General features: G+C 72.2%; 21 protein-coding genes and 1 pseudogene. 15 read left to right on the forward strand and 7 right to left on the reverse strand.

Translation table 11 applies throughout. The features are described from left to right. Window position 1 precedes the first annotated feature (1 nt). From sufC to ACFW6P_RS24830, 4 genes are read left to right on the forward strand one after another with little or no spacing between them, the layout of a single operon-like run. Window positions 2-787: a Fe-S cluster assembly ATPase SufC gene (gene sufC, locus ACFW6P_RS24815; protein ID WP_386424825.1), complete on the forward strand. Its 786-nt coding sequence runs from the start codon at window positions 2-4 to the stop codon at window positions 785-787. After that, on the forward strand, window positions 784-2,040 hold the full coding sequence (locus tag ACFW6P_RS24820) for a cysteine desulfurase (RefSeq protein WP_386358398.1): 1,257 nt from the start codon (window positions 784-786) through the stop codon (window positions 2,038-2,040). Before sufC ends, ACFW6P_RS24820 begins: the two co-directional genes overlap by 4 nt. An 18-nt stretch (window positions 2,041-2,058) precedes the next feature. Then, window positions 2,059-2,529: a Fe-S cluster assembly sulfur transfer protein SufU gene (gene sufU / locus ACFW6P_RS24825; RefSeq protein ID WP_386358400.1), complete on the forward strand. Its 471-nt coding sequence runs from the start codon at window positions 2,059-2,061 to the stop codon at window positions 2,527-2,529. Beyond that, window positions 2,526-2,858 (forward strand): metal-sulfur cluster assembly factor, encoded by a 333-nt coding sequence (locus ACFW6P_RS24830; protein ID WP_386424828.1) that lies wholly within the window; start codon window positions 2,526-2,528, stop codon window positions 2,856-2,858. The genes sufU and ACFW6P_RS24830 overlap by 4 nt, the downstream gene beginning before the upstream one ends. 58 nt (window positions 2,859-2,916) lie before the next feature. On the opposite strand, the gene ACFW6P_RS24835 is transcribed toward ACFW6P_RS24830, so the two are convergent. Continuing rightward, window positions 2,917-3,036 (reverse strand): AbfB domain-containing protein, encoded by a 120-nt coding sequence (locus tag ACFW6P_RS24835; RefSeq protein WP_386358404.1) that lies wholly within the window; start codon window positions 3,034-3,036, stop codon window positions 2,917-2,919. On the opposite strand from ACFW6P_RS24835, the gene ACFW6P_RS24840 reads away from it, so the two are divergent. After that, the gene (locus tag ACFW6P_RS24840) at window positions 3,028-3,573 is read left to right on the forward strand and encodes a TetR/AcrR family transcriptional regulator (protein ID WP_386358406.1); all 546 of its coding nucleotides are present in this window, start codon (window positions 3,028-3,030) and stop codon (window positions 3,571-3,573) included. The genes ACFW6P_RS24835 and ACFW6P_RS24840 overlap by 9 nt on opposite strands. A 148-nt stretch (window positions 3,574-3,721) precedes the next feature. Then, on the forward strand, window positions 3,722-4,711 hold the full coding sequence (gene dapD / locus ACFW6P_RS24845; RefSeq protein ID WP_386358407.1) for a 2,3,4,5-tetrahydropyridine-2,6-dicarboxylate N-succinyltransferase: 990 nt from the start codon (window positions 3,722-3,724) through the stop codon (window positions 4,709-4,711). Window positions 4,712-4,840: 129 nt separating this feature from the next. Here the strand turns inward: dapD and ACFW6P_RS24850 are convergent, their stop codons facing one another. Together ACFW6P_RS24850 and dapA are read right to left on the reverse strand one after the other, a co-directional pair. Next, the gene (locus tag ACFW6P_RS24850) at window positions 4,841-5,305 is read right to left on the reverse strand and encodes a hypothetical protein (RefSeq protein ID WP_386358409.1); all 465 of its coding nucleotides are present in this window, start codon (window positions 5,303-5,305) and stop codon (window positions 4,841-4,843) included. A gap of 9 nt (window positions 5,306-5,314) precedes the next feature. Further along, on the reverse strand, window positions 5,315-6,199 hold the full coding sequence (gene dapA, locus ACFW6P_RS24855) for a 4-hydroxy-tetrahydrodipicolinate synthase (RefSeq protein ID WP_386358411.1): 885 nt from the start codon (window positions 6,197-6,199) through the stop codon (window positions 5,315-5,317). Between the two features lie 156 nt (window positions 6,200-6,355). On the opposite strand from dapA, the gene ACFW6P_RS24860 reads away from it, so the two are divergent. The 3 genes from ACFW6P_RS24860 (at window position 6,356) to ACFW6P_RS24870 (ending at window position 7,671) form a co-directional block, all read left to right on the forward strand. Beyond that, window positions 6,356-6,778, forward strand: coding sequence for a phage holin family protein (locus ACFW6P_RS24860; RefSeq protein WP_386358413.1), 423 nt, complete (start codon window positions 6,356-6,358; stop codon window positions 6,776-6,778). After that, a complete protein-coding gene (locus tag ACFW6P_RS24865; protein WP_386358415.1) occupies window positions 6,775-7,137 on the forward strand; it encodes a DUF3618 domain-containing protein in 363 nt (120 codons plus the stop codon). Before ACFW6P_RS24860 ends, ACFW6P_RS24865 begins: the two co-directional genes overlap by 4 nt. 192 nt (window positions 7,138-7,329) lie before the next feature. Further along, on the forward strand, window positions 7,330-7,671 hold the full coding sequence (locus ACFW6P_RS24870) for a hypothetical protein (protein WP_386358417.1): 342 nt from the start codon (window positions 7,330-7,332) through the stop codon (window positions 7,669-7,671). A 36-nt stretch (window positions 7,672-7,707) separates the two neighbouring features. Here ACFW6P_RS24870 and ACFW6P_RS24875 read toward each other — a convergent pair whose 3' ends face one another. Then, window positions 7,708-9,537 carry an endonuclease/exonuclease/phosphatase family protein gene (locus ACFW6P_RS24875; RefSeq protein ID WP_386424832.1) on the reverse strand — a complete coding sequence of 610 codons (1,830 nt, stop codon included), beginning with the start codon at window positions 9,535-9,537 and terminating at the stop codon, window positions 7,708-7,710. Window positions 9,538-9,841: 304 nt separating this feature from the next. On the opposite strand from ACFW6P_RS24875, the gene ACFW6P_RS24880 reads away from it, so the two are divergent. From ACFW6P_RS24880 to ACFW6P_RS24890, 3 genes are all read left to right on the forward strand, one after another. Further along, entirely contained in the window at window positions 9,842-11,260 is a 1,419-nt protein-coding gene (locus tag ACFW6P_RS24880) for a hypothetical protein (protein ID WP_386358420.1), read from the forward strand. A 155-nt stretch (window positions 11,261-11,415) separates the two neighbouring features. After that, a complete protein-coding gene (locus ACFW6P_RS24885) occupies window positions 11,416-12,861 on the forward strand; it encodes an alkaline phosphatase PhoX (RefSeq protein ID WP_386424834.1) in 1,446 nt (481 codons plus the stop codon). A 340-nt stretch (window positions 12,862-13,201) separates the two neighbouring features. After that, window positions 13,202-14,785, forward strand: coding sequence for a TROVE domain-containing protein (locus ACFW6P_RS24890; RefSeq protein WP_386424837.1), 1,584 nt, complete (start codon window positions 13,202-13,204; stop codon window positions 14,783-14,785). Between the two features lie 253 nt (window positions 14,786-15,038). Here ACFW6P_RS24890 and ACFW6P_RS24895 read toward each other — a convergent pair whose 3' ends face one another. Beyond that, window positions 15,039-15,314: a hypothetical protein gene (locus ACFW6P_RS24895; protein ID WP_386424840.1), complete on the reverse strand. Its 276-nt coding sequence runs from the start codon at window positions 15,312-15,314 to the stop codon at window positions 15,039-15,041. Between the two features lie 145 nt (window positions 15,315-15,459). Here ACFW6P_RS24895 and ACFW6P_RS24900 point away from each other — a divergent pair. From ACFW6P_RS24900 to ACFW6P_RS24910, 3 genes and pseudogenes are all read left to right on the forward strand, one after another. Continuing rightward, a pseudogene (locus ACFW6P_RS24900) lies at window positions 15,460-15,744 on the forward strand (VOC family protein); the annotation flags it as partial. Window positions 15,745-15,862: 118 nt separating this feature from the next. Next, window positions 15,863-16,906, forward strand: a complete 1,044-nt coding sequence (locus ACFW6P_RS24905) for a LacI family DNA-binding transcriptional regulator (RefSeq protein WP_386358425.1) — start codon at window positions 15,863-15,865, stop codon at window positions 16,904-16,906. 85 nt (window positions 16,907-16,991) lie between these two features. After that, window positions 16,992-17,576 (forward strand): TetR/AcrR family transcriptional regulator, encoded by a 585-nt coding sequence (locus ACFW6P_RS24910; protein WP_386424842.1) that lies wholly within the window; start codon window positions 16,992-16,994, stop codon window positions 17,574-17,576. A 343-nt stretch (window positions 17,577-17,919) separates the two neighbouring features. Here ACFW6P_RS24910 and ACFW6P_RS24915 read toward each other — a convergent pair whose 3' ends face one another. Together ACFW6P_RS24915 and ACFW6P_RS24920 are read right to left on the reverse strand one after the other, a co-directional pair. Next, entirely contained in the window at window positions 17,920-19,122 is a 1,203-nt protein-coding gene (locus tag ACFW6P_RS24915) for a TerD family protein (RefSeq protein WP_386358466.1), read from the reverse strand. 64 nt (window positions 19,123-19,186) lie between these two features. Continuing rightward, window positions 19,187-19,408, reverse strand: a complete 222-nt coding sequence (locus tag ACFW6P_RS24920) for a hypothetical protein (protein WP_386358429.1) — start codon at window positions 19,406-19,408, stop codon at window positions 19,187-19,189. Window positions 19,409-19,439: the final 31 nt, after the last annotated feature.

Raw genomic sequence — 19,439 nt, forward strand, 5'->3', positions numbered from 1 at the left:
CATGGCAACGCTTGAAATCCGAGACCTGCACGTCACCGTCGAGGTCGAGAACGGCACGAAGGAAATCCTCAAGGGTGTCGACCTCACCGTGAAGCAGGGCGAGACGCACGCCATCATGGGCCCCAACGGCTCGGGCAAGTCGACCCTCGCCTACTCCCTCGCGGGTCACCCGAAGTACACGATCACCGGCGGCACCGTCACCCTCGACGGCGAGGACGTCCTGGAGATGTCCGTCGACGAGCGCGCCCGCGCCGGCCTGTTCCTCGCCATGCAGTACCCGGTCGAGGTCCCCGGCGTGTCCGTGTCGAACTTCCTGCGCACCTCCGCCACCGCCGTGCGCGGCGAGGCGCCCAAGCTGCGCACCTGGGTGAAGGAGGTCAAGGAGGCCATGCAGCGCCTCAACATGGACCCCGCCTTCGCCGAGCGCAACGTCAACGAGGGCTTCTCCGGCGGTGAGAAGAAGCGCCACGAGATCCTCCAGCTGGAGCTGCTCAAGCCGAAGGTCGCCATCCTCGACGAGACCGACTCCGGCCTGGACGTCGACGCCCTGCGCGTCGTGTCCGAGGGCGTGAACCGCGTCCGTGAGACGGGCGAGGTCGGCACCCTGCTGATCACCCACTACACGCGCATCCTGCGCTACATCAAGCCCGACTACGTCCACGTCTTCTCCGGCGGCCGCATCGTCGAGTCCGGCGGTGCCGAGCTCGCCGACAAGCTGGAGAACGAGGGCTACGAGGCATACGCGAAGCACGACGGGGTCGACATGAAGGGTGGCGTATCCGCGTGACACAGCTGCCGGGCCTCCTCGACACCGAGGCGATCCGCAAGGACTTCCCCATCCTGGACCGCCAGGTCCACGACGGCCGGAAGCTCGTGTACCTGGACAACGCGGCCACCAGCCAGAAGCCGCGCCAGGTGCTGGACGCACTCAGTGAGTACTACGAGCGCTACAACGCCAACGTCCACCGCGGTGTGCATGTGCTCGCCGAGGAGGCCACGGCGCTGTACGAGGGCGCGCGCGACAAGGTCGCGGAGTTCGTCAACGCGCCCTCGCGCGACGAGGTGATCTTCACCAAGAACGCCTCCGAGTCGCTCAACCTCGTGGCGAACATGCTGGGCTGGGCCGACGAGCCCTACCGCGTGGACTCCGAGACCGAGATCGTCATCACGGAGATGGAGCACCACTCCAACATCGTGCCGTGGCAGCTGCTCGCCCAGCGCACGGGCGCGAAGCTGAAGTGGTTCGGCCTCACCGACGACGGCCGCCTCGACCTGTCGAACATCGAGCAGGTCATCACGGAGAAGACGAAGATCGTCTCGTTCGTGCTGGTCTCCAACATCCTGGGCACCCAGAACCCGGTCGAGGCGATCGTCCGCCGCGCCCAGGAGGTCGGTGCGCTGGTGTGCGTCGACGCCTCCCAGGCCGCGCCGCACATGCCGCTGGACGTGCAGGCCCTGCAGGCCGACTTCGTGGCCTTCACCGGCCACAAGATGTGCGGCCCGACCGGCATAGGCGTCCTCTGGGGCCGCCAGGAGCTGCTGGAGGACCTGCCTCCGTTCCTCGGCGGCGGCGAGATGATCGAGACGGTGTCGATGCACTCCTCGACGTACGCGCCGGCGCCGCACAAGTTCGAGGCGGGCACGCCCCCGATCGCCCAGGCGGTCGGCCTCGGTGCGGCGATCGACTACCTCAACGCGATCGGCATGGACAAGATTTTCGCCCACGAGCACGCGCTCACCGAGTACGCGGTGAAGCGGCTGACGGAGGTCCCGGACCTGCGCATCATCGGCCCGGCCTCGGCCGAGGACCGGGGCGCGGCGATCTCCTTCACCCTCGGCGACATCCACCCGCACGACGTGGGCCAGGTCCTCGACGAGCAGGGCATCGCGGTCCGGGTCGGCCACCACTGCGCGCGGCCGGTCTGCCTGCGGTACGGAATTCCCGCGACCACGCGAGCGTCGTTCTACCTGTACTCCACGCCGGCCGAGATCGACGTGCTGGTCGACGGCCTGGAGCACGTTCGGAACTTCTTCGGCTGAAGGGCGTGAGCTGAGACAGTGAAGCTGGACTCCATGTACCAGGAAGTCATCCTGGACCACTACAAGAACCCGCACGGGCGTGGTCTGAGGGATGGCGACGCCGAGGTGCACCACGTCAACCCGACGTGCGGCGACGAGATCACGCTGCGCGTGAAGTACGACGGCACGACGATCGAGGACGTCTCCTACGAGGGACAGGGCTGTTCCATCAGCCAGGCCTCGGCGTCCGTGCTGAACGAACTGCTGGTCGGCAAGGACCTGGCGGACGCGCGGAAGATCCAGGAGACCTTCCTGGAGCTGATGCAGTCCAAGGGGAAGCTGGAGCCCGACGACGCGATGGAGGACATCCTGGAGGACGCGGTCGCGTTCGCCGGGGTGTCCAAGTATCCGGCCCGGGTCAAGTGCGCCCTGTTGAGCTGGATGGCCTGGAAGGACGCGACGGCCCAGGTGCTGGGCGGAGCCGACGCCGAGAAGGAGACGACGGCATGAGCGAGACCGTGGAGATGAAGCCGGCCTCGGAGGAGGAACTCCGTGAGGCCCTGATGGACGTCGTCGACCCCGAGCTGGGCATCGACGTCGTCAACCTCGGCCTGATCTACGGCATTCACGTCGACGAGGCGAACATCGCGACCGTCGACATGACCCTGACCTCGGCGGCTTGCCCGCTGACGGACGTCATCGAGGACCAGGCGAGGTCCGCCACGGACGGCCTCGTGAACGAGCTGCGCATCAACTGGGTCTGGATGCCGCCGTGGGGCCCCGACAAGATCACGGACGACGGCCGCGAGCAGCTGAGGGCGCTCGGCTTCAACGTCTGAGGTCCACGCAACCGCCGCAGGGGCGGCACCCTTCGGGGTGCCGCCCCTGCGCGTGTCCTCAGCCCGGCCCGGCCACCGGGTGGAACGCCGAGTCCGCGTGGTACGGATCGCTCTGCTCGTACGGTTCCAGGCGGAGCTGGAAGTCGCGGTGGCGCAGGTAGCGGCCGGGGTGGTTCACCGACTGCGGCATCGTCGCGCGGCCGCCGACGGACGGCGGCAGCGGATCATCGACGCGGCGATCCGGGTCGTGGGGGAGAAGGGCGTCGCCTGGCTGAGCCACCGCACCGCCGCCGCCGAGGCGGACGTGCCGCTCGGCTCGACGACGTACCACTTCGCCACCCTCGACGAACTGCTCGTCGCCGCGCTGCGCCAGGCCAACGAGGACTTCGCCAAGGTCATCGTCTCGCGCGGCGGCCCGGAGGACCCCCGCACCGATCTGGCCGCCGAACTCGCCGGGTGGATCGGTGAGTGGCTCGCGGGCGACCGCACGGGCGTGGAGCTGGAGTACGAGCTGTACCTCGCCGCCCTGCGCAGACCGGCGCTGCGGCCCGTCGCCGCCGCGTGGGCCGAGGGGGTCGCCGAGCTGCTGTCCCGGCGCACCGATCCGGCGACGGCCCGGGCGCGGGTGGCGGTCATCGACGGCATCTGCCTGCAGGTGCTCACAGAGGTGCCGTACGACGAGGAGCACGCGCGGGAGGTGCTGGGCGCCGGGTGATCGGCTGAGGGGCCGGGGCGCCGCCGGCGGGAGCGCTGGGGTTCCCCGGCCGCCGGCGCCGGGGCCCGGCCCCGCGGGGCGGCTCGCACCCTGAGACGCCCCGTGCCCGGGTTAGCCCCGACCCGCCCCGGCCGGTTAGGTTGCCCTCATGACCGACACGACTGCTCCTCGCACCACCGGCGCCGTGGCCGCCGGCCTCGCCACGATCGCCGCCGACGGCACCGTTCTCGACACCTGGTTCCCCGCGCCCGGGCTCGCCGACGAGCCCGGCCCGTCCGGCACCGAGCGGCTGTCCGCCGAGCGTGCCGCGGAGCTGCTCGGCGGCGGCGCCACCGCGGCGGTCGGCCCGGACGCCCGCAGGGGCGTCGAAGTGGTCGCTGTCCGCACGGTCATCGCCTCGCTCGACGAGAAGCCCGTCGACGCGCACGACGTCTACCTGCGCCTGCACCTGCTCTCCCACCGCCTGGTCAAGCCGCACGGCCAGAGCCTGGACGGCGTCTTCGGCCACCTCGCCAACGTCGCCTGGACCTCGCTCGGCCCGGTCGCCGTCGACGACCTGGAGAAGGTGCGGCTCAACGCCCGCGCCGAGGGCCTGCACCTCCAGGTGACCTCCGTCGACAAGTTCCCGCGCATGACGGACTACGTGGCCCCCAAGGGCGTCCGCATCGCCGACGCCGACCGGGTCCGCCTCGGCGCTCACCTCGCCGAGGGCACCACCGTCATGCACGAGGGCTTCGTCAACTTCAACGCCGGCACGCTCGGCACGTCGATGGTCGAGGGCCGCATCTCCGCCGGTGTCGTCATCGGCGACGGCTCGGACATCGGTGGCGGCGCCTCCACCATGGGCACCCTGTCCGGCGGCGGCAACGTCATCATCTCCATCGGCGAGCGCTGCCTGATCGGCGCCGAGGCGGGCGTCGGTATCGCCCTCGGCGACGAGTGCGTGGTGGAGGCCGGCCTCTACGTCACCGCCGGCACCCGCGTCACCCTGCCCGACGGCCAGATCGTCAAGGCCCGCGAGCTGTCCGGCGCCTCCCACATCCTCTTCCGCCGCAACTCGGTCACCGGCACCGTCGAGGCCCGCCCGAACAACGCGGTGTGGGGCGGTCTGAACGAGGTGCTGCACAGCCACAACTGATCCAACTGGGGCCGTGATCTGCGGCCGCGTAGTGGGTCAACGCTCTGACCTGCTGCTGAGTTGGCGGCAGTTGTCGACGTTGGTCATCGTCGAGCGCCCTTCCACGGCCCGAGGACGGCCCGGACCGACTCAGTCCGGGCCGTCGCTCCATGCCGCCCCCAGTGCGACGCTCTCACAGCGAATCCGAGACTGCTTTTGGGGGGCGGGATTCAGCGGGCGGTCCTGTGAGAGCAGCGCCACCACATTCTGGACCGCTTCGACGCAGTTGGCCAGATGGTTCCCGTCGACGCGGACGCGCTTGTCCATGACGTCGAAGCGGCCGGACCCCTGCTCGTGGAACGGGCAGCCTCGGGCGAACGCCACCACACCCGTGGTCTGGAAGTCGCGGATGTCCACGACTCCGTTCTCGACCTTGTCGAAAGTGAACATCTCGGCGCGCTCTTCCACGACGGTCTCGATGTCGTCATCGATGGAGCGAAGTACGGCGGCGTAGGCCGACGCTGAACCCATGTACTGGGTCAGCCGGTTCTCTGCGATCAGGTGGACCTTCGGCAGTTCACGCCCAGGCTTCCTGTAGGCGGGTCGCGACGGCACGAGCGGTGATCAGGCCTCGGTCAGGTCCGCGTGGAGCGACGACAGGGTGGCGGTCGCGGCGGGGCCGGCCGGGCGCAGCGGCGCGCGGACCGGCCCCGCGGGGAGGGCCAGGGCGTTCAGCAGCGCCTTCACCGTGACGGCGCCCGGCAGGCCCGCCGACATGATCGCCTCGATGAGGGGGGTGGCCCGGAGCTGGAGCCGGGCCGCCTCCGTCGTGCGCCCGGCGTCGAAGGTGTCCAGGACGGCTCGCAGGTGGTCCGGGATCACGTTCGCGACCGTGCTGACGTATCCCGAGCCGCCCACGGCGTACAGCGCCAGGTTGTGCTCGTCGCAACCCGCGTAGTACGCCAGGTCCGTGCGCGCCAGGATCTTCTGGGCGGCCAGGAAGTCATGGGAGCAGTCCTTGACGGCGACGATCCTCGGATGCTCGGCGAGGCGGAGGATCGTCTCCGGCTCCACGCGGGTCCCGGTGCGCGCGGGGATGTCGTACAGCATGACGGGGAGCGTGGTGGCGCCGGCGATCTCGCGGAAGTGCGCCTCGACCGCGTCCTGTGGGGGCCTGCTGTAGTACGGCGCCACCACCAGCACGCCGTCCGCGCCCGCCTTCTCCGCAGCCCGGGCCAGCTCGACGGTGTGGCGGGTGTCGGGGGTGCCGACGCCGGCGACGATCGACACGCTGTCGCCCACGGCCTCGCGGACGGCTGTGATCAGGGCGGACCTCTCGGCGTCCGTGGTGGTCGGGGACTCGCCCGTCGTGCCGGAGAGGACGAGGCCGTCGCAGCCGTGGCCGACCAGGTGGGCGGCGAGCCGCTGGGCACCGTCCGGGTCGAGAGCGCCGGACGGGGTGAAGGGGGTGATCATGGCGCAGAGGGCGCGGCCGAAGGGGAGGGTCATGGCAGTAGTCTCGGCAACCCGTCCTCTTAGCTCCAGTTACATTCGGTGCGGCTTATCTTTAAGCAGTGCTTCAGGTTCCGTCGGTGGCCGGTGCGAGGGTAACCAGGGAGTGTCCGGGTACTCGGTGGTTCCTGCGTCGAGAGGAGGCGGAACACCGTGACCGGGACCATGGATCATCGCGTCGCCGTGCGCGACGAGCACCACTCCGTGGGGCAACTCGTCGGACAGGCCGCGGAGCAGCTCTCCCGGCTCGTGCGGCAGGAGGTGGCCCTCGCCAAGGAGGAGATCGCCGCGAAGGGGCGACGGGCGGGACGGGGCGGCGGGCTGCTCGGCGCGGCGGGCGCCGTCGCCTACGCCGGGTTCCTCGCGCTGGCCGGCACCGGTGCCGCCGCTCTCTCCGTGGTGGTGCCCGTCTGGGCCGCTGCGCTCATCGTGACGGGAGTGCTGTTCGCCCTCGCGGCCGTGCTGGCCGTTGCCGGGCGGGGGCAGCTGCGGCGGGCCGCGCCGCCGACGCCCGAGGAGACGCTGGGGAGCGTCCGGGCGGACGTGGAGGAGATCAAGGAAAGGGCGCATCGATGACCGAACCGACGGGTGGGGCGAAGGGGCCCGATGAGCTGCGGGCGCAGATCCAGCGGACGCGCAGCGAACTCGGGGACACCGTGGAGGAGCTGGCCGGGAAGGCCGACGTGAAGGGCAGGGCGCGGGCCCGGGCCGCCGACCTCCGGGACAAGGCCGGGGCGATGACGGTGCAGCTGCGGAGCACCGCGGCCCACGCGGGGCACTCCGTGCAGGAGCGGGCGGCGCATACGGGGCCCGGGCCGGTGCGGACGGTGGTGCAGGCCGGGTTGCGGCATCCCAAGCCGGTGCTGGTGGCGGGGGCCGCCGCGGGGGCTGTGGCCGTCGGGGTGTGGTGGAGGTCCTCGCACGGACATCGGTGATGCGGTGATGCCTGTGGCGGCTTCGGTGGGGTGCGCGGGGGCTGTCGGGTGGGCCGTTGCGGGGTGGGTGCCTGCGGCGGCCTGTGGCTGGTTCGGTGGGGGTGCGCGTCGCGCCTGCCGGCCTTGAGTGGGGCGGAGCCGCGCCGGGGGGGGGTGTCCGTCCTCGGATCGGCGCGATGGAGTCGCGTATCGGTGCTGGCGTTGACGCGCCGACCGCTGCGGGCGGGCACCCCCCGGCACGTCCGTGCGTGCGCGTGCGCGCGGATCGACTTCACGGGTGACGCCGAGGAGTGGGTCGACCTCGTGCTGAAGGCGCTGGCGGAGGGGCACGCGGGGCTGGTGTCCGCCCATTTCCATGTCCGTACGGACGGCGGGCACGTGCTCAACTACGCGGAGTGGGAGAGCGCCGAGCTCTGTGAGCGGGCCCTCGCCGCGCGGGCCGACGGCGCCTGGGAGCGGGTGCGGGCCCATCCGGGGATCGTGAGGGTCACCGGCAGCCGGTACGAGCACGCTCTGGGCTTGCTGCCCGGGTGAGGTGGGGGCCGGCCGGTGGGCCGGCCCCCTGCCGTGTCACGGGCGGAAGCGCAGGACCTGCGGGTCGTGGTCGCTGATCTGGTCGTGGAACTCCGCGTTGACGTGCACGCTGTCGTACTCGAAGTCGCAGCCGCGGCGGATCGACGGGCTGATCAGGATCTGGTCGAGGACCTGGCTGTTGCCCTGGTAGACGTACGAGTAACGCTCGCTGCGGGGCAGCGACTTGATCGCCGACCACAGTTCGCCGCGGCCCTCGAGGAGCTTCGCGGTCTGCGAGAACTCGAAGTCGTTGATGTCGCCGAGCGTGACGACGTCCGCGTTCTTCTGGGTGTCGAGGATGTCCTTGACGAAGGCGTTCACCAGGGTCGCCTGCTGGTGGCGCTGGGTCTCGGAGCTGCGGGACGGCGGCTGGTACCGGGAGGTCAGGGGCTGGTCGCCGCCCTTGGAGTTGAAGTGGTTGGCGATGACGAAGACCGTGCGGCCGCGGAAGACGAACTCGCCGGCCAGCGGCTTGCGGCTGTCCTCCCAGGCCGCGTCGGTCGGGGCGATGCGGCCGGGGCTGAGCGTCAGGTGCGCCTTGCCGCGCCTCTTCGTCACGCCCGTCGCGGTGGTGGCGTCGCCGCCCGGGCGGTCGGCGAAGGACACGCGCTCCGGGTTGAACAGGAACGCCTGGCGGATGTTGCCGCCGGGCTGGCCGCCGTCGACGCCGTCGGCCGGGTCGATCGAGCGCCAGTCGTACCTCGGGCCGCCGGCCGCGACGACGGCGTCGATCAGCTTGTCCAGCGTCTGGTCGGCGGCCACGGTGCCGTCGTTCTTCGAGCCGTTGTTGTCCTGGATCTCCTCCAGGGACACGATGTCCGGCGACTGCAGGTTGTTCACGATCGCGGACGCGTGCGCGGTGAAGGTGTCGTCGGACGGGTCGAGGTTCTCGACGTTGTAGGTGGCGACCGCCAGTTCGGAGGAGCGCTGCTCGCGGGTCGTCTCGCGCTCCAGGCCGCCGCTCTCGAGTGTGCCGAGTTCGCTGGCGACCAGGGTGTAGCCGCCGTACTGGCTGTAGTCGAGGGGGCCGGTGGTGGCGCCCTCCAGGGTGTCGCCGACGTTCGCCTTCGGGAAGGCGGCCGGTGTGCCGAGGGACTGGATCTGCAGGCGGCCCGTGTTCTGGGCGCCGTAGGAGCCGTAGACCGCGCCGCCGCGGCGGCTGGGGTTCTCGTGCGGCTTCACCGTCACCCAGAGCTCGGTGTAAGGGTCGGTGGCGCCCACGACGCGGGTGTCGGCGACCCGGACCGTCATGCCCTCCAGCGACTCGTAGTAGTCCAGGGCGTACGCCGAGGGGTGGAGGGGCAGGGCGTTGATCGAACCGTCGGCCGCCGCGTCGCCCTCGGGGGCGTAGGCGTCCGGAACCGAGTCCGCGGTCACGGCCGTGGCGGCGGGGAGCGCGTTGCCGCTGGAGACGACGGTGGTCGTCGCCTTGGTGATCTCGGTCAGGGCCTGGTTGCCGGAGGACGTGCCGCCGGGGACGTACTCGGAGACGGTGCCGTTGACCGTGACCGCGTCACCGACCGCGACACCCTTGGGCGCGGAGCCGGTGAAGACGAAGACGCCCTCGCTGGTCGCCGGGTCGGCGTCCGGGGCCGGGTCCTGGATCCAGAAGCCGCGGGCCGAGCCGTAGGCCCGGATGCCGGTGACGATTCCGGCCACGTCCGTGACCTGCTTGCCGGCGTACGGGGACGTCCGGGTGCTGCCCTGGATGTCGTGGATGCGGACCGACTCCGCGTGCGCGGGAGTGGTGAGGACGATCGTGGAGGCCGCGGAACACGCGGCGGCGACGGTGAGCGCGGCGAGACGCGCGGACGACTTGCTCGGCAACGGGATTCCCTCCGGGGACGTGACAGGGCGCCGGGATGAGGGTGGTGCGTGGACTGTGTGCCGCTACCTGTGGGGCGGGCGGTTGACGCGTGTAGAGAGCCGTGGACGGGCCCTGTGGTGGGGGCGGCCCGGTGAACAGGTGTCCGCCGACTTCTACGCGCGTCAATCTGTAGCCTGTGCATGTCACTTGTCAAGGTTTCGGCCATGTACGGCGGCTGACGGGGAGATGAAGTGGGCGGCATGGGTGGAAATCCGTCTAGGCTGAGCGGTTGAGTCACCTGAGGCGCGCTAGGAGAAACAGCCGATGTCAGACAGCTCCCCCCTGCCGCCGGTGCGGCTGCACACCGAAGCGGAGCTGGCGCGCGACGCCCTGTCCACGCCGTTGCTGTCCCGGGCCGTCCGGCTCGCCCGCTGGGCCGGTCCCGACACCCGTGTCGACGCCGGAGGAGGGCTCGTCGCCGAGCAGCTCCCCCTGGCCGCCGAGGCGCTCGGGCTGAGCGGGGACGACGCCGCCGCCGACGCCGGTGAGGCGTGGCGGGTCGCGGTGGACACCGGGCTCGTCGAGGTCGCCGACGAGGAGGAGGGCACCGTCCGGGCGGGCTGGGAACTGGCGCTGCTCACCGGCGGATCGCCGCAGGACGTCCTCACCGTGTGGCTCGCCGCCCTGGAGACGGTGCTCGCCGACGCGAGCGTGCCCGACCTGGACGGACTTCTCGGCGACGACGGCGAGGTGGACCTGTCCGCCCTCGACTGGGACCCCGAGGCCGAGGCCGAGTTCCTCGACGGTGTGCTCGGCAACCTCTACCTGCTCGTCACCGGCGAGGACGCGCCCGGCGGCGCCCCGGTGCCGCTGCCCGCCCTGGCCGCGTCGGTGATCGTGCCCGGCGACATGAGCGAGCCCACCAACGACGTCCTGGAGCAGGTCTCCGACGCGATGATGCGGCTGGACGCCCAGTTCCGGATGCTGGAGCCGGTGGGCCTCGTCGTGTACCGGCCCGTCGACGAGGCGCTCATGGCCGACCTCGACGAGGAGCCCGCCGCGCCCGTCGACGACACCGACGTCTCCCGCTACGGCATGGTCGGGCTCACCCCGCTCGGGCTGTACGGCATGCGGGCCCGCCTGCTGGCGGCCGGTTTCGACGCGCCGGCCGTCGGCGACCTCGCGGACAAGGGCGCCGACGCGCTGCTCGACGGTACGGCGGCGTTCCCGCCGGCGGCCGCGCAGGCCGAGACCGAGCAGTGGCTCGCCCGGCGTGAAGCGCTCGCCGCCGCACGGGAGTTGCTGGCGGCGGCGCGCGGCTCGGACGCCGGGGCGCCGTTGCGGCGGCTGCGGTGCCAGCAGGCGCTGTCCCTCGTGGGCGCCTCGGCCGAACCGGCGCTGCGGGAGGTGCTCGGCGATCCCGAGCTGGGCGGGCTCGCCCGGGTGTGGCTGACCGAGCACGGCGCGGCCGACGTGCCGGCGCCGTCCGAGGCGATGGTGTACTGGCTGACCATCGACACGCTGGCCGCTCAGCTTGCCGCGGAGGGGAACTCCGAGGAGCTGCGGGCGCTGGTGGAGGGGCTGGCACAGCAGCACGGCGGGTTCTTCACGGCGGTGTGGCGGGTCGACCACCCCGCGACCGCCGACGTGCTGGAGGCCATGGGGCGGCTGCATCCCGACAGGAAGGTCGCCAAGGAGGCGCGGAAGGCCGCGTTCAAGGCGCGGTCGCAGCAGGGGGGGTGATCCTCGATCCGCGGGTGCGGCGTCGTCGTGGCTTGTCGCGCCGTTCCCCGCGCCCCCGGGGCGTTGTTCAACCCTTGTTCACATGTGAGCGGAACGGTGTCGCCGAACGAGGTCCGCCACCCTCCACGGCATCCTCACCGTCACAGGAGACACCCATGTCGCTCACCCGCAGGGACTTCGCCAGAAACTCCGCGATCACCGGGGCCGGTGTCGCGCTGGCGGGCAGTGTCGGCGCCCTCGCCTCCGCTCCCCAGGCCCTCGCGTCCTCCGACACCGACAGCGCGGGCGAGGCCGCCGCGGACGCCCGGCACAGCGTCGGCTACGGGCCGCTCGTGCCCGACCCGCAGGGCATCCTCGCGCTGCCCGCCGGCTTCACGTACCGGGTCCTCACCCACAGCGGGAGGACCAGGCTGGAGACGGGCGAGTTCACGCCGTCCAACCATGACGGCACGGCCACCTTCGACGGGCCCCGCGGCACCACCCTCCTCGTCAACAACCACGAGCTGAAGGGCCCGCGCGCCAAGTGGGCCTACCCGGTGCCGCTCACCGAGGGCCTCGTCTACGACCCGGCCGCGGCCGGCGGCTGCACGGTCGTCGAGGTCCGCCCCGACGGACGCGTCGCCGAGTGGGTCGGCATCGCCGGCACCTCCACCAACTGCGCCGGCGGCCGCACCCCGTGGGACACCTGGCTGACCTGCGAGGAGAACTCCGACAAGGCCGGCGTCAACGGCATGACCAAGGACCACGGCTACGTCTTCGAGGTCGACCCCTGCGACCGGCGCGCCAACCGCGACCCCAAGCCGCTGAAGTTCTTCGGCCGCTACGACCACGAAGCCGTCGTCATCGACCCCAAGCGCGGCCACGCCTACCTCACCGAGGACGCCTCCAACCCCAACGGCCTGCTCTTCCGCTGGACCCCGCCGCGCGGATTCGCCTACGGCCCCGGGAAGTTCCGGGGGCTCGCCGACGACGCCGGGGTCCTCCAGGCGCCCAAGTGCTACGACTCCGGCGGCCGGTTCGTCGACGACCTGTCCCGCGCCACGAGGATCGGCACCGTCTACGGCGTCGACTGGGTGGACGTCCCCGACCGCGACGCCCGGACCACCCCCGTGCGCAAGCAGTTCGCCGACGGCGAGGTGACCCGCGCCCGCAAGCTGGAGGGCATGTGGTGGGGCGACGGGGGCGCCTACATCGTCTCCTCCTTCGCCCGCGACGAGAGCCCCGTCCAGCACGACGGGCAGGTCTGGTTCTACGACCCCGGGCGCCGCACCCTGACGCTGAAGGTCCTGCTCGGCGTGAATCCCGACCCCGCCGGGGACGGCGCGTTCGACGGACCCGACAACATCACCGTCTCCCCGTACGGCGGGCTCGTCATCGCCGAGGACGGGGACGGCGTGCAGCACCTGTTCGGGGCCACCGACAGCGGGCGGACGTATCCGATCGCACGCAACGAACTGAACCTCGGCACCGAGGAGGAGCCCGAGTACAGCGAGTTCGCCGGCGTCACCTTCTCACCCGACGGCCGCACTCTCTTCGCCAACATCCAGACGCCCGGCATCCTGCTCGCCATCACGGGGCCCTGGAAGCGGCAGAAGCGGTAGGTAATTCGCTCGCAGTTCCGGTGACGCGCCTCCTAGAGTGAGATCACAACGTCACGCACCTCCCGGTGCGATGGCGGCGGCTCCTTCTCTTCCAGGAATCCGACGCCGCCGCCGACTTGATCTCGGGAGGCGCGGCATCGGGTGGGTGCCCGGTGCGCAGGCAACGGTTACTTCCTTTGACCGGACGGTTGCGGGTTCGAGTCCCGTCTGCGACTTCGGGTCGCTGTAGCTCAATCGGCAGAGCTTCCGGATGAGTCCGTCGCCGACTTCTGTTCTCGGGCACCCTCCTTTTCCGTGCCGCGTCCCCTCGAACACCACAGAGATTTCGGGGGAGATCATCATGGCGCGATTCAACGGCAAGGCGGCGCGGACGCGTCCCGTCTCGCGGGTGACGTCCACGGGGCGCGTGCTGCGCACCTACGAGGGCGGCCGGGGCCGCGAGCGTGACGCACGCTCCGAGCTGTTCCTGCTCGCCGTGTCGAACTTCGTCGGTCAGCGGACCTTCTACGAGAGCGCCGGCGGCCGCGACGACCGCTTCGCGGAGCTGATGCGCGAACGCGCCGTCACCGACCCGGAGTGGACGGCCGGCCTGCTCGGCTGGCTGCGCGGCGCGGGCAACCTGCGCACGGCGTCCCTGGTGGGAGCCGCCGAATACGTCAAGGCCCGCCTGGACGCGGGCGCGACCGGCGGTCCCTCCAACCGGAAGGTCGTCGACTCCGTGCTCCAGCGGCCCGACGAGCCCGGTGAACTGCTCGCGTACTGGACCACGACCCACGGGCGCAGTGTGCCCAAGCCGGTCAAGCGCGGCATCGCCGACGCCGTACGCCGGCTCTACCACGGCAAGGCGCTGCTGAAGTACGACACCGCCTCCAAGGGCTACCGCTTCGGGGACGTCCTCAACCTCGTGCACGCCGCCCCCGACCCGGACAAGCCGTGGCAGGGCGAGCTGTTCCGTTACGCGCTCGACCGGCGGCACCACCCGGACACCGCCGTGCCGCCCACCTCCAGCCGGACGCTGGCCGCGCACCGCGAGCTGATGGCGCTGCCCGTCGAGCAGCGGCGGGCGCTGGTGACCTCCGAGGGCGGTGCCGAGCGGCTGGCCGAGGCCGGGATGACGTGGGAGATGCTCGCGGGCTGGCTGCAGGGGCCGATGGACAAGGCGGCCTGGGAGGCCGTCATCCCGTCGATGGGCGCGATGGCGCTGTTGCGCAACCTGCGCAATTTCGACGAGGCCGGCGTATGCGACGAGGTCGCCGAGCGGGTCGCCGCGCGGATCGGTGACCCGGCGGAGGTCACGCGCTCGCGGCAGTTCCCCTTCCGCTACCTCGCCGCGTACCGGCACGCGCCGTCGCTGCGCTGGTCGTACCCGCTGGAGCGGGCTCTCGGCCACTCGCTGGCCAACGTGCCCGCGCTGCCCGGCCGGACGCTGGTGCTCGTGGACCGCTCGGGCTCCATGTTCTGGTCGCGGCTGTCCGACCGCTCGGAACTCACCCGGGCCGACGCGGCGGCGATCTTCGGTACGGCCCTCGCGCTGCGGGCGGAGCGCGCGGACCTCGTCCAGTTCGGCTCGACGAGCGACCGCGTGCGGTTCCGGCGGGGCGAGTCCGTGCTGAGGATCCTCGACCGCTTCGGCGACCTGGGCGGCACCGACACCACGGAGGCCGTGCGCCGGCACTACAGGAAGCACGACCGGGTGCTGATCGTCACCGACGAGCAGTACACGTCCCACCACCGGGGTGACCCCACCGAGCAGGTCCCGGCCGACGTGCCGGTCTACACCTGGAATTTCGCCGGGTACCGGGCGGGCCACGGCCCGTCGGGCACCGCGAGCCGGCACACCTTCGGCGGGCTGTCGGACGCTGCCTTCCGCATGGTTCCGCTGATCGAGGCCTCCCGGAACGCCGACTGGCCCTGGGCGGCCTGAGACACCGTGGCCCGCACCACGCGGGGAGTGCGGGCCACGGCCCCGTCCGCATCCGCGGCGGGAAAGGGCCTCCGCTGCGGCTGACGCCTGACGTCCCCTCAAGACCGCAACCCGACCGCGACGTCGTGCAGGCCGGATGACGCGTCTCCGCCGACGCAGTTGGCCGCCCCGGTGCTCAGAGCCGCCTGTCCGACGCCGGGCGCCGGCACAGCTCGGGACGCTCCGTGCCTGCTGGACCTCATGCTGCACGTCACTACAAGAGCATCAGGATCAGAATCAGCGCGGCGGGCGTGAACAGCATCGTGGCCAGGTGGCTGAACACGGCCCGCGCCATACCCAGCCCGGAGAGCAGCATCAGCCCGCCCGCGAGCCAGCCCCCGAAGATCTGGGCCGCGAGGATCCAAGCGGCGGTCTCCTGCTCCCGGGTGGTCGCCCCGAAGCCCGGCAGCCCGCCGATCATCATCACGAGGAGCACGCCGCAGAGCAGCACGTTCCCCACGCCGACGATGACAGCTACCGGCTTGTCCACCCGGCGTACCCGTCTCCTGAGTGGTGCGGCGCTCACGGGTACGGGAGCCTATCCAGGGGTGCACCCGCCCACGACTGTCGACTGCGGCCGTTCGGTCTGCGCGGGCACGCGGCGGTGGACCGGGAGTCGTACGTCCCGCGCTCCCGGACGGGCGACCCGGACCGCTGCCGGGCGGCGCCCTCCACGGCCGGAGCTGACCGATCCGAACCACGCCGCGCTCATCGACGAGGTCGAGGTCGGCCGGCGGGTCGCCGGGCACGTCCGGGTCGCCTTCCAGGTCGACGGCTCCACCGCCGCCACCGCGAGGCTCGCCGCCGCCGGAGCCGAGGTCGTCGCCGAACCCACCCGCACCCCCTGGAACTCCCTGAACTCCCGCCTCGAAGCCCCCGGCGCTCTCCAGCTGACCCTGTTCACCGAGCTGGGCGACTGAGCGGGCCGGGTCCCGTCGGCACCCCGCTGACCTGCGACGCCGCGGACACTTCCGGGGCGTTTACACCCGTACGGCCGCCCGTGCCGGGCCCTGTCCGCCGCCGACTACAGTGCTCCGCATGTGGACGGACAAGCAGCGCGCGGGGTCGGAGCCGGAGCGGGAGCGGCCGGACGGTGAGCGGCGCCGGGCCACGATCCACGACGTCGCGCGGCTGGCCGGGGTGTCACGGCAGACGGTCTCCCGCGCGGTCAACGACAAGGGCGAGATCGACCCGGGCACCAAGGAGCGCGTGCTGCAGGCGGCCCGGCTCCTGGACTACCGGCCGAGCCGGTTCGCGCGCGGACTCGTCCGGAAGGGGGCGGTGACGGCCGGTCTGGTCATCCCGGACCTGCGCAACCCGTACTTCCCCGAGGTCGCCGCGGGGGTGCTGGAGGCGGCGGAACAGCGCGGCTGGCAGGTCGTCGTGTGGGACTCCCGGCTGGACCAGACCCGGGAACGGCAGGCCCTCGACGTGCTCTCCCACCAGGCGGACGCGGTGGTCGGCTACTTCAAGGACCCGGACGACGTGCTCACGCGGCACCTCGGCGGGGTCCCGCTGGTGCTGCTGGAGCGCGGCCCGCAGCAGACCCGGTTCGCCGCCGTGGGCACGGACGCCGCCACCGGTGTCGAACAGGGCGTGCACCACCTCTACGGCGCCGGGCACCGCAGGATCGGCATGCTCGACGGCGTGCACGGCCCCGGCCTGCGTCGGCGGACCTTCCTGGAGCAGGCGCGGCGGCTCGGCCTGCCGGTCGACGAGGACTGGGTCGTCACCTGCTCCGAGCACAGCGTGGCGGGCGGCGAGGCCGGGATGGAACGGCTGCTGCGGGACCGGCCCGAGGTGACCGCGGTGTTCGGCTTCAACGACCTGATCGCGGTCGGCGCGATGCGCACCGCCCGCCGGCACGGCCGGAGCGTTCCGGGCGACCTGGCCGTGCTGGGCTTCGACGGTCTCTCCCTGGGCGAGCTGGTCGAACCCGCCCTGACCACCCTGCACATCGACAAGCGGCGGCTGGGACGCCTGGCCGTGGAGCAGGTGGCGCGGCTGCACGCCGGCGAGGAGCCGCTGCGCGGCACGGACGCGTGGGTGACGCCCGAGCTCGTGGTGCGCCAGTCCGCCTGACCGGGCCCGTACTCGCCGCCGGACGCGCGGCGCGCCTGTGTCGGTAAGGTGCGCAGAGGGTCCCGGTTCGTGGAGGAGTGGCTGCGTGGCGCAGGTCAGGCCCATGCGGGCGGATGCTCGGCGCAACTACGAGCGGTTGCTGAAGGTGGCCGTGCGGGCGTTCGCCGAGCACGGGGAGAGCGCGTCGCTCGATGACATCGCCAAGCGGGCCGGGGTGGGGTCGGGCACGCTGTACCGGCACTTCCCGAACCGGCACGCGCTGCTGGAGGCCGTGTATCTGGACCGGATCGAGGCGATGGCCGGGCGGGCCGACGACCTCGCGGCCGGCCTGCCGCCGGGCGAGGCGCTCACGGAGTGGCTGTACGAACTCGCCGCCGGACTCGTCCGGATGCGCGGCCTGAAGGCCCTGCTCGGCCCGGCCGTCGCGGCGGGCGACTCGGCGCCGGCCACCGTCTGCGGCGACTCGGTGAACAGCGCGGCGGCCCGGCTGGTCCGGGCCGCCCAGCGTGCGGGTGCGCTGCGCGGAGACGTCGAGCCGGTCGAGGTGCTCCGCCTCGCCCACGGCATGGCGACGGCGTCGGAGCTGGCGGACGCGGACGGCGGGCAGCTCCGCCGTTATCTGACGCTGCTGACGGAGGGGTTGCGCCCCTGCGGCGACGGTGACCGCTGAGGCGGCGGGTCTGGGCGGTGCCGCGTGCGTGGACCGACGGCGTGTCCGCGAAGGCCGAGCCGACCATCCACGTTCCCGCTTGCGTTCCGGCCGCGGGTGCCGGGATCTGCCTGCTCATCGGCACCCGTACGGCCGTCACGGCCTGCCCGGTGGGCCTGCCGGGGCCGTCGCGGCGGGAGGTACCTGATGTGGAGCGGCGAGGGGGCCGGGCCCGGATGTGCCCGGCCCTGACCCATGCGGGACGGCCGCTCCCCACACGCGCCGGGCGTCTCACCCGCGGGCCGGACAGCCGGACGCCCCCTGCGGGCAGGGGGCGTCCCGGGAGTCGTGCGGGCGGATGGCGTCACAGCGCCTGGGCGGCCGGCTTCACCATCCCCCGTACCGTGCGGGACTTCACGAAGTCGCCGATGGCCGTCATCTCCCACTCGCCGGAGAACTGGCGGATCAGCTTGGCCATCATCACGCCCGTCTGCGGCTCGGCGCTGGTGAGGTCGAAGCGGACCAGCTCCTCGCCGGACGAGGCGTCCAGGAGGCGGCAGTAGGCCTTGGCGACCTCCGTGAACTTCTGACCGGAGAAGGAGTTGACCGTGAAGACCAGGCCCGTGACCTCCTGGGGCAGGCGGCCGAGGTCGACCGTGATGACCTCGTCGTCCCCGCCGCCCTCACCCGTGAGGTTGTCGCCGGAGTGCCGGATCGCGCCGCCCACGATCTGCAGCTTGCCGAAGTAGCAGCTGTCGATGTGGTTGCGCTGCGGTCCGTAGGCGATGACCGAGGCGTCCAGGTCGATGTCCTTGCCGCGGTACGCCGGCTCCCAGCCGAGGCCCATCCGGACCTGCGAGAGCAGGGGGCGGCCGCCCTTGATGAGGGAGACCGTCTGGTTCTTCTGGAGGCTGACGCGGCCCTTGTCGAGGTTGATCTTCCCGGCGCCGGGTGCCGCGGCGGGCGGGGGAGGCGTCGCTGGGGCGGCCGGCGCCGCGGCGGGCGTGGCGACGGGCGGGGCGGGCGGCTGCGCGGGCGGCGGCGGGGTCACCGGCTGGGCGGCGGCGGGTGCCGGTTCCTCCACCGAGACACCGAAGTCCGTGGCGATGCCCGCCAGGCCGTCGGCGTAGCCCTGGCCGACCGCGCGGGCCTTCCACCGGCCGCCGCGCTGGTAGATCTCCACGATCACCAGGGCCGTCTCGTTGCCGAGCTGCGGCGGGGTGAACGTGGCCAGGACGGAGCCGTCGTCGGTGTCGCGGATCGTGGCCGTCGGCTCGATGCCCTGGAAGGTCTGTCCCGCGGCGTCGGGGCTCGCCGTGACGACGATCTTCTCGATGCCCGGGGGGAGGGCGGTCGTGTCGACCGTGATCACGTCGGGCGCGGCGCCGCCGCCCGAGCGGTACGTCACGCCCGGGCCGGAGGGCTGGTTGTAGAAGATGAAGTCGTCGTCGGAGCGCACCTTGCCGTCGGCGGTGAGCAGCAGGCCCGAAACGTCGAGCCGCACCGGGGCGGCGACGTCCACCGTCACGCGGGCGGCGGACAGGGGGATGTTCGAGCCGGGGGTCATAGCTGTCATGCCGGGTGAACGAGCGAGGTGGTTTTGCCGTTCCCTTACCTTGCGGCCGATCGGGTCAGCGGCGGTTGCGCGGGTGGTCGCGGGCGGCGCGTCCGTCGCCGCGCTGGTAGTTCCCGGTCCAGCGGGCCATGACCCGCTGCGTGTCGGAGCCCTCGACCCCGGCGAGGAACCGGGCGGCCCGGGCGCCGTTCAGGGTGGTGGCGGGGCGGCCGTGGTGGGTGATGCGGACGGTGCCGCCGGTGTGCTGCTCGTAGCTGAATCCGTGCGGTCGTGGCATGCCGCGAGCGTACGGGCGGGGAGGCGGGAGT

It is taken from the genome of Streptomyces sp. NPDC058741, assembly GCF_042746715.1.
Taxonomy (GTDB): Bacteria; Actinomycetota; Actinomycetes; order Streptomycetales; family Streptomycetaceae; genus Streptomyces.

What these genes read in the sequence shown, in the direction of transcription:
- sufC (WP_386424825.1), top strand. Translation starts at nt 2, where the DNA reads ATGGCAACGCTTGAAATCCGAGACCTGCACGTCACCGTCGAGGTCGAG.
- ACFW6P_RS24830 (WP_386424828.1), top strand. Translation starts at nt 2,526, where the DNA reads ATGAGCGAGACCGTGGAGATGAAGCCGGCCTCGGAGGAGGAACTCCGT.
- dapD (WP_386358407.1), top strand. Translation starts at nt 3,722, where the DNA reads ATGACCGACACGACTGCTCCTCGCACCACCGGCGCCGTGGCCGCCGGC.
- dapA (WP_386358411.1), bottom strand. Translation starts at nt 6,199, where the DNA reads ATGACCCTCCCCTTCGGCCGCGCCCTCTGCGCCATGATCACCCCCTTC.
- ACFW6P_RS24865 (WP_386358415.1), top strand. Translation starts at nt 6,775, where the DNA reads ATGACCGAACCGACGGGTGGGGCGAAGGGGCCCGATGAGCTGCGGGCG.
- ACFW6P_RS24880 (WP_386358420.1), top strand. Translation starts at nt 9,842, where the DNA reads ATGTCAGACAGCTCCCCCCTGCCGCCGGTGCGGCTGCACACCGAAGCG.
- ACFW6P_RS24885 (WP_386424834.1), top strand. Translation starts at nt 11,416, where the DNA reads ATGTCGCTCACCCGCAGGGACTTCGCCAGAAACTCCGCGATCACCGGG.
- ACFW6P_RS24890 (WP_386424837.1), top strand. Translation starts at nt 13,202, where the DNA reads ATGGCGCGATTCAACGGCAAGGCGGCGCGGACGCGTCCCGTCTCGCGG.
- ACFW6P_RS24905 (WP_386358425.1), top strand. Translation starts at nt 15,863, where the DNA reads ATGTGGACGGACAAGCAGCGCGCGGGGTCGGAGCCGGAGCGGGAGCGG.
- ACFW6P_RS24915 (WP_386358466.1), bottom strand. Translation starts at nt 19,122, where the DNA reads ATGACCCCCGGCTCGAACATCCCCCTGTCCGCCGCCCGCGTGACGGTG.
- ACFW6P_RS24920 (WP_386358429.1), bottom strand. Translation starts at nt 19,408, where the DNA reads ATGCCACGACCGCACGGATTCAGCTACGAGCAGCACACCGGCGGCACC.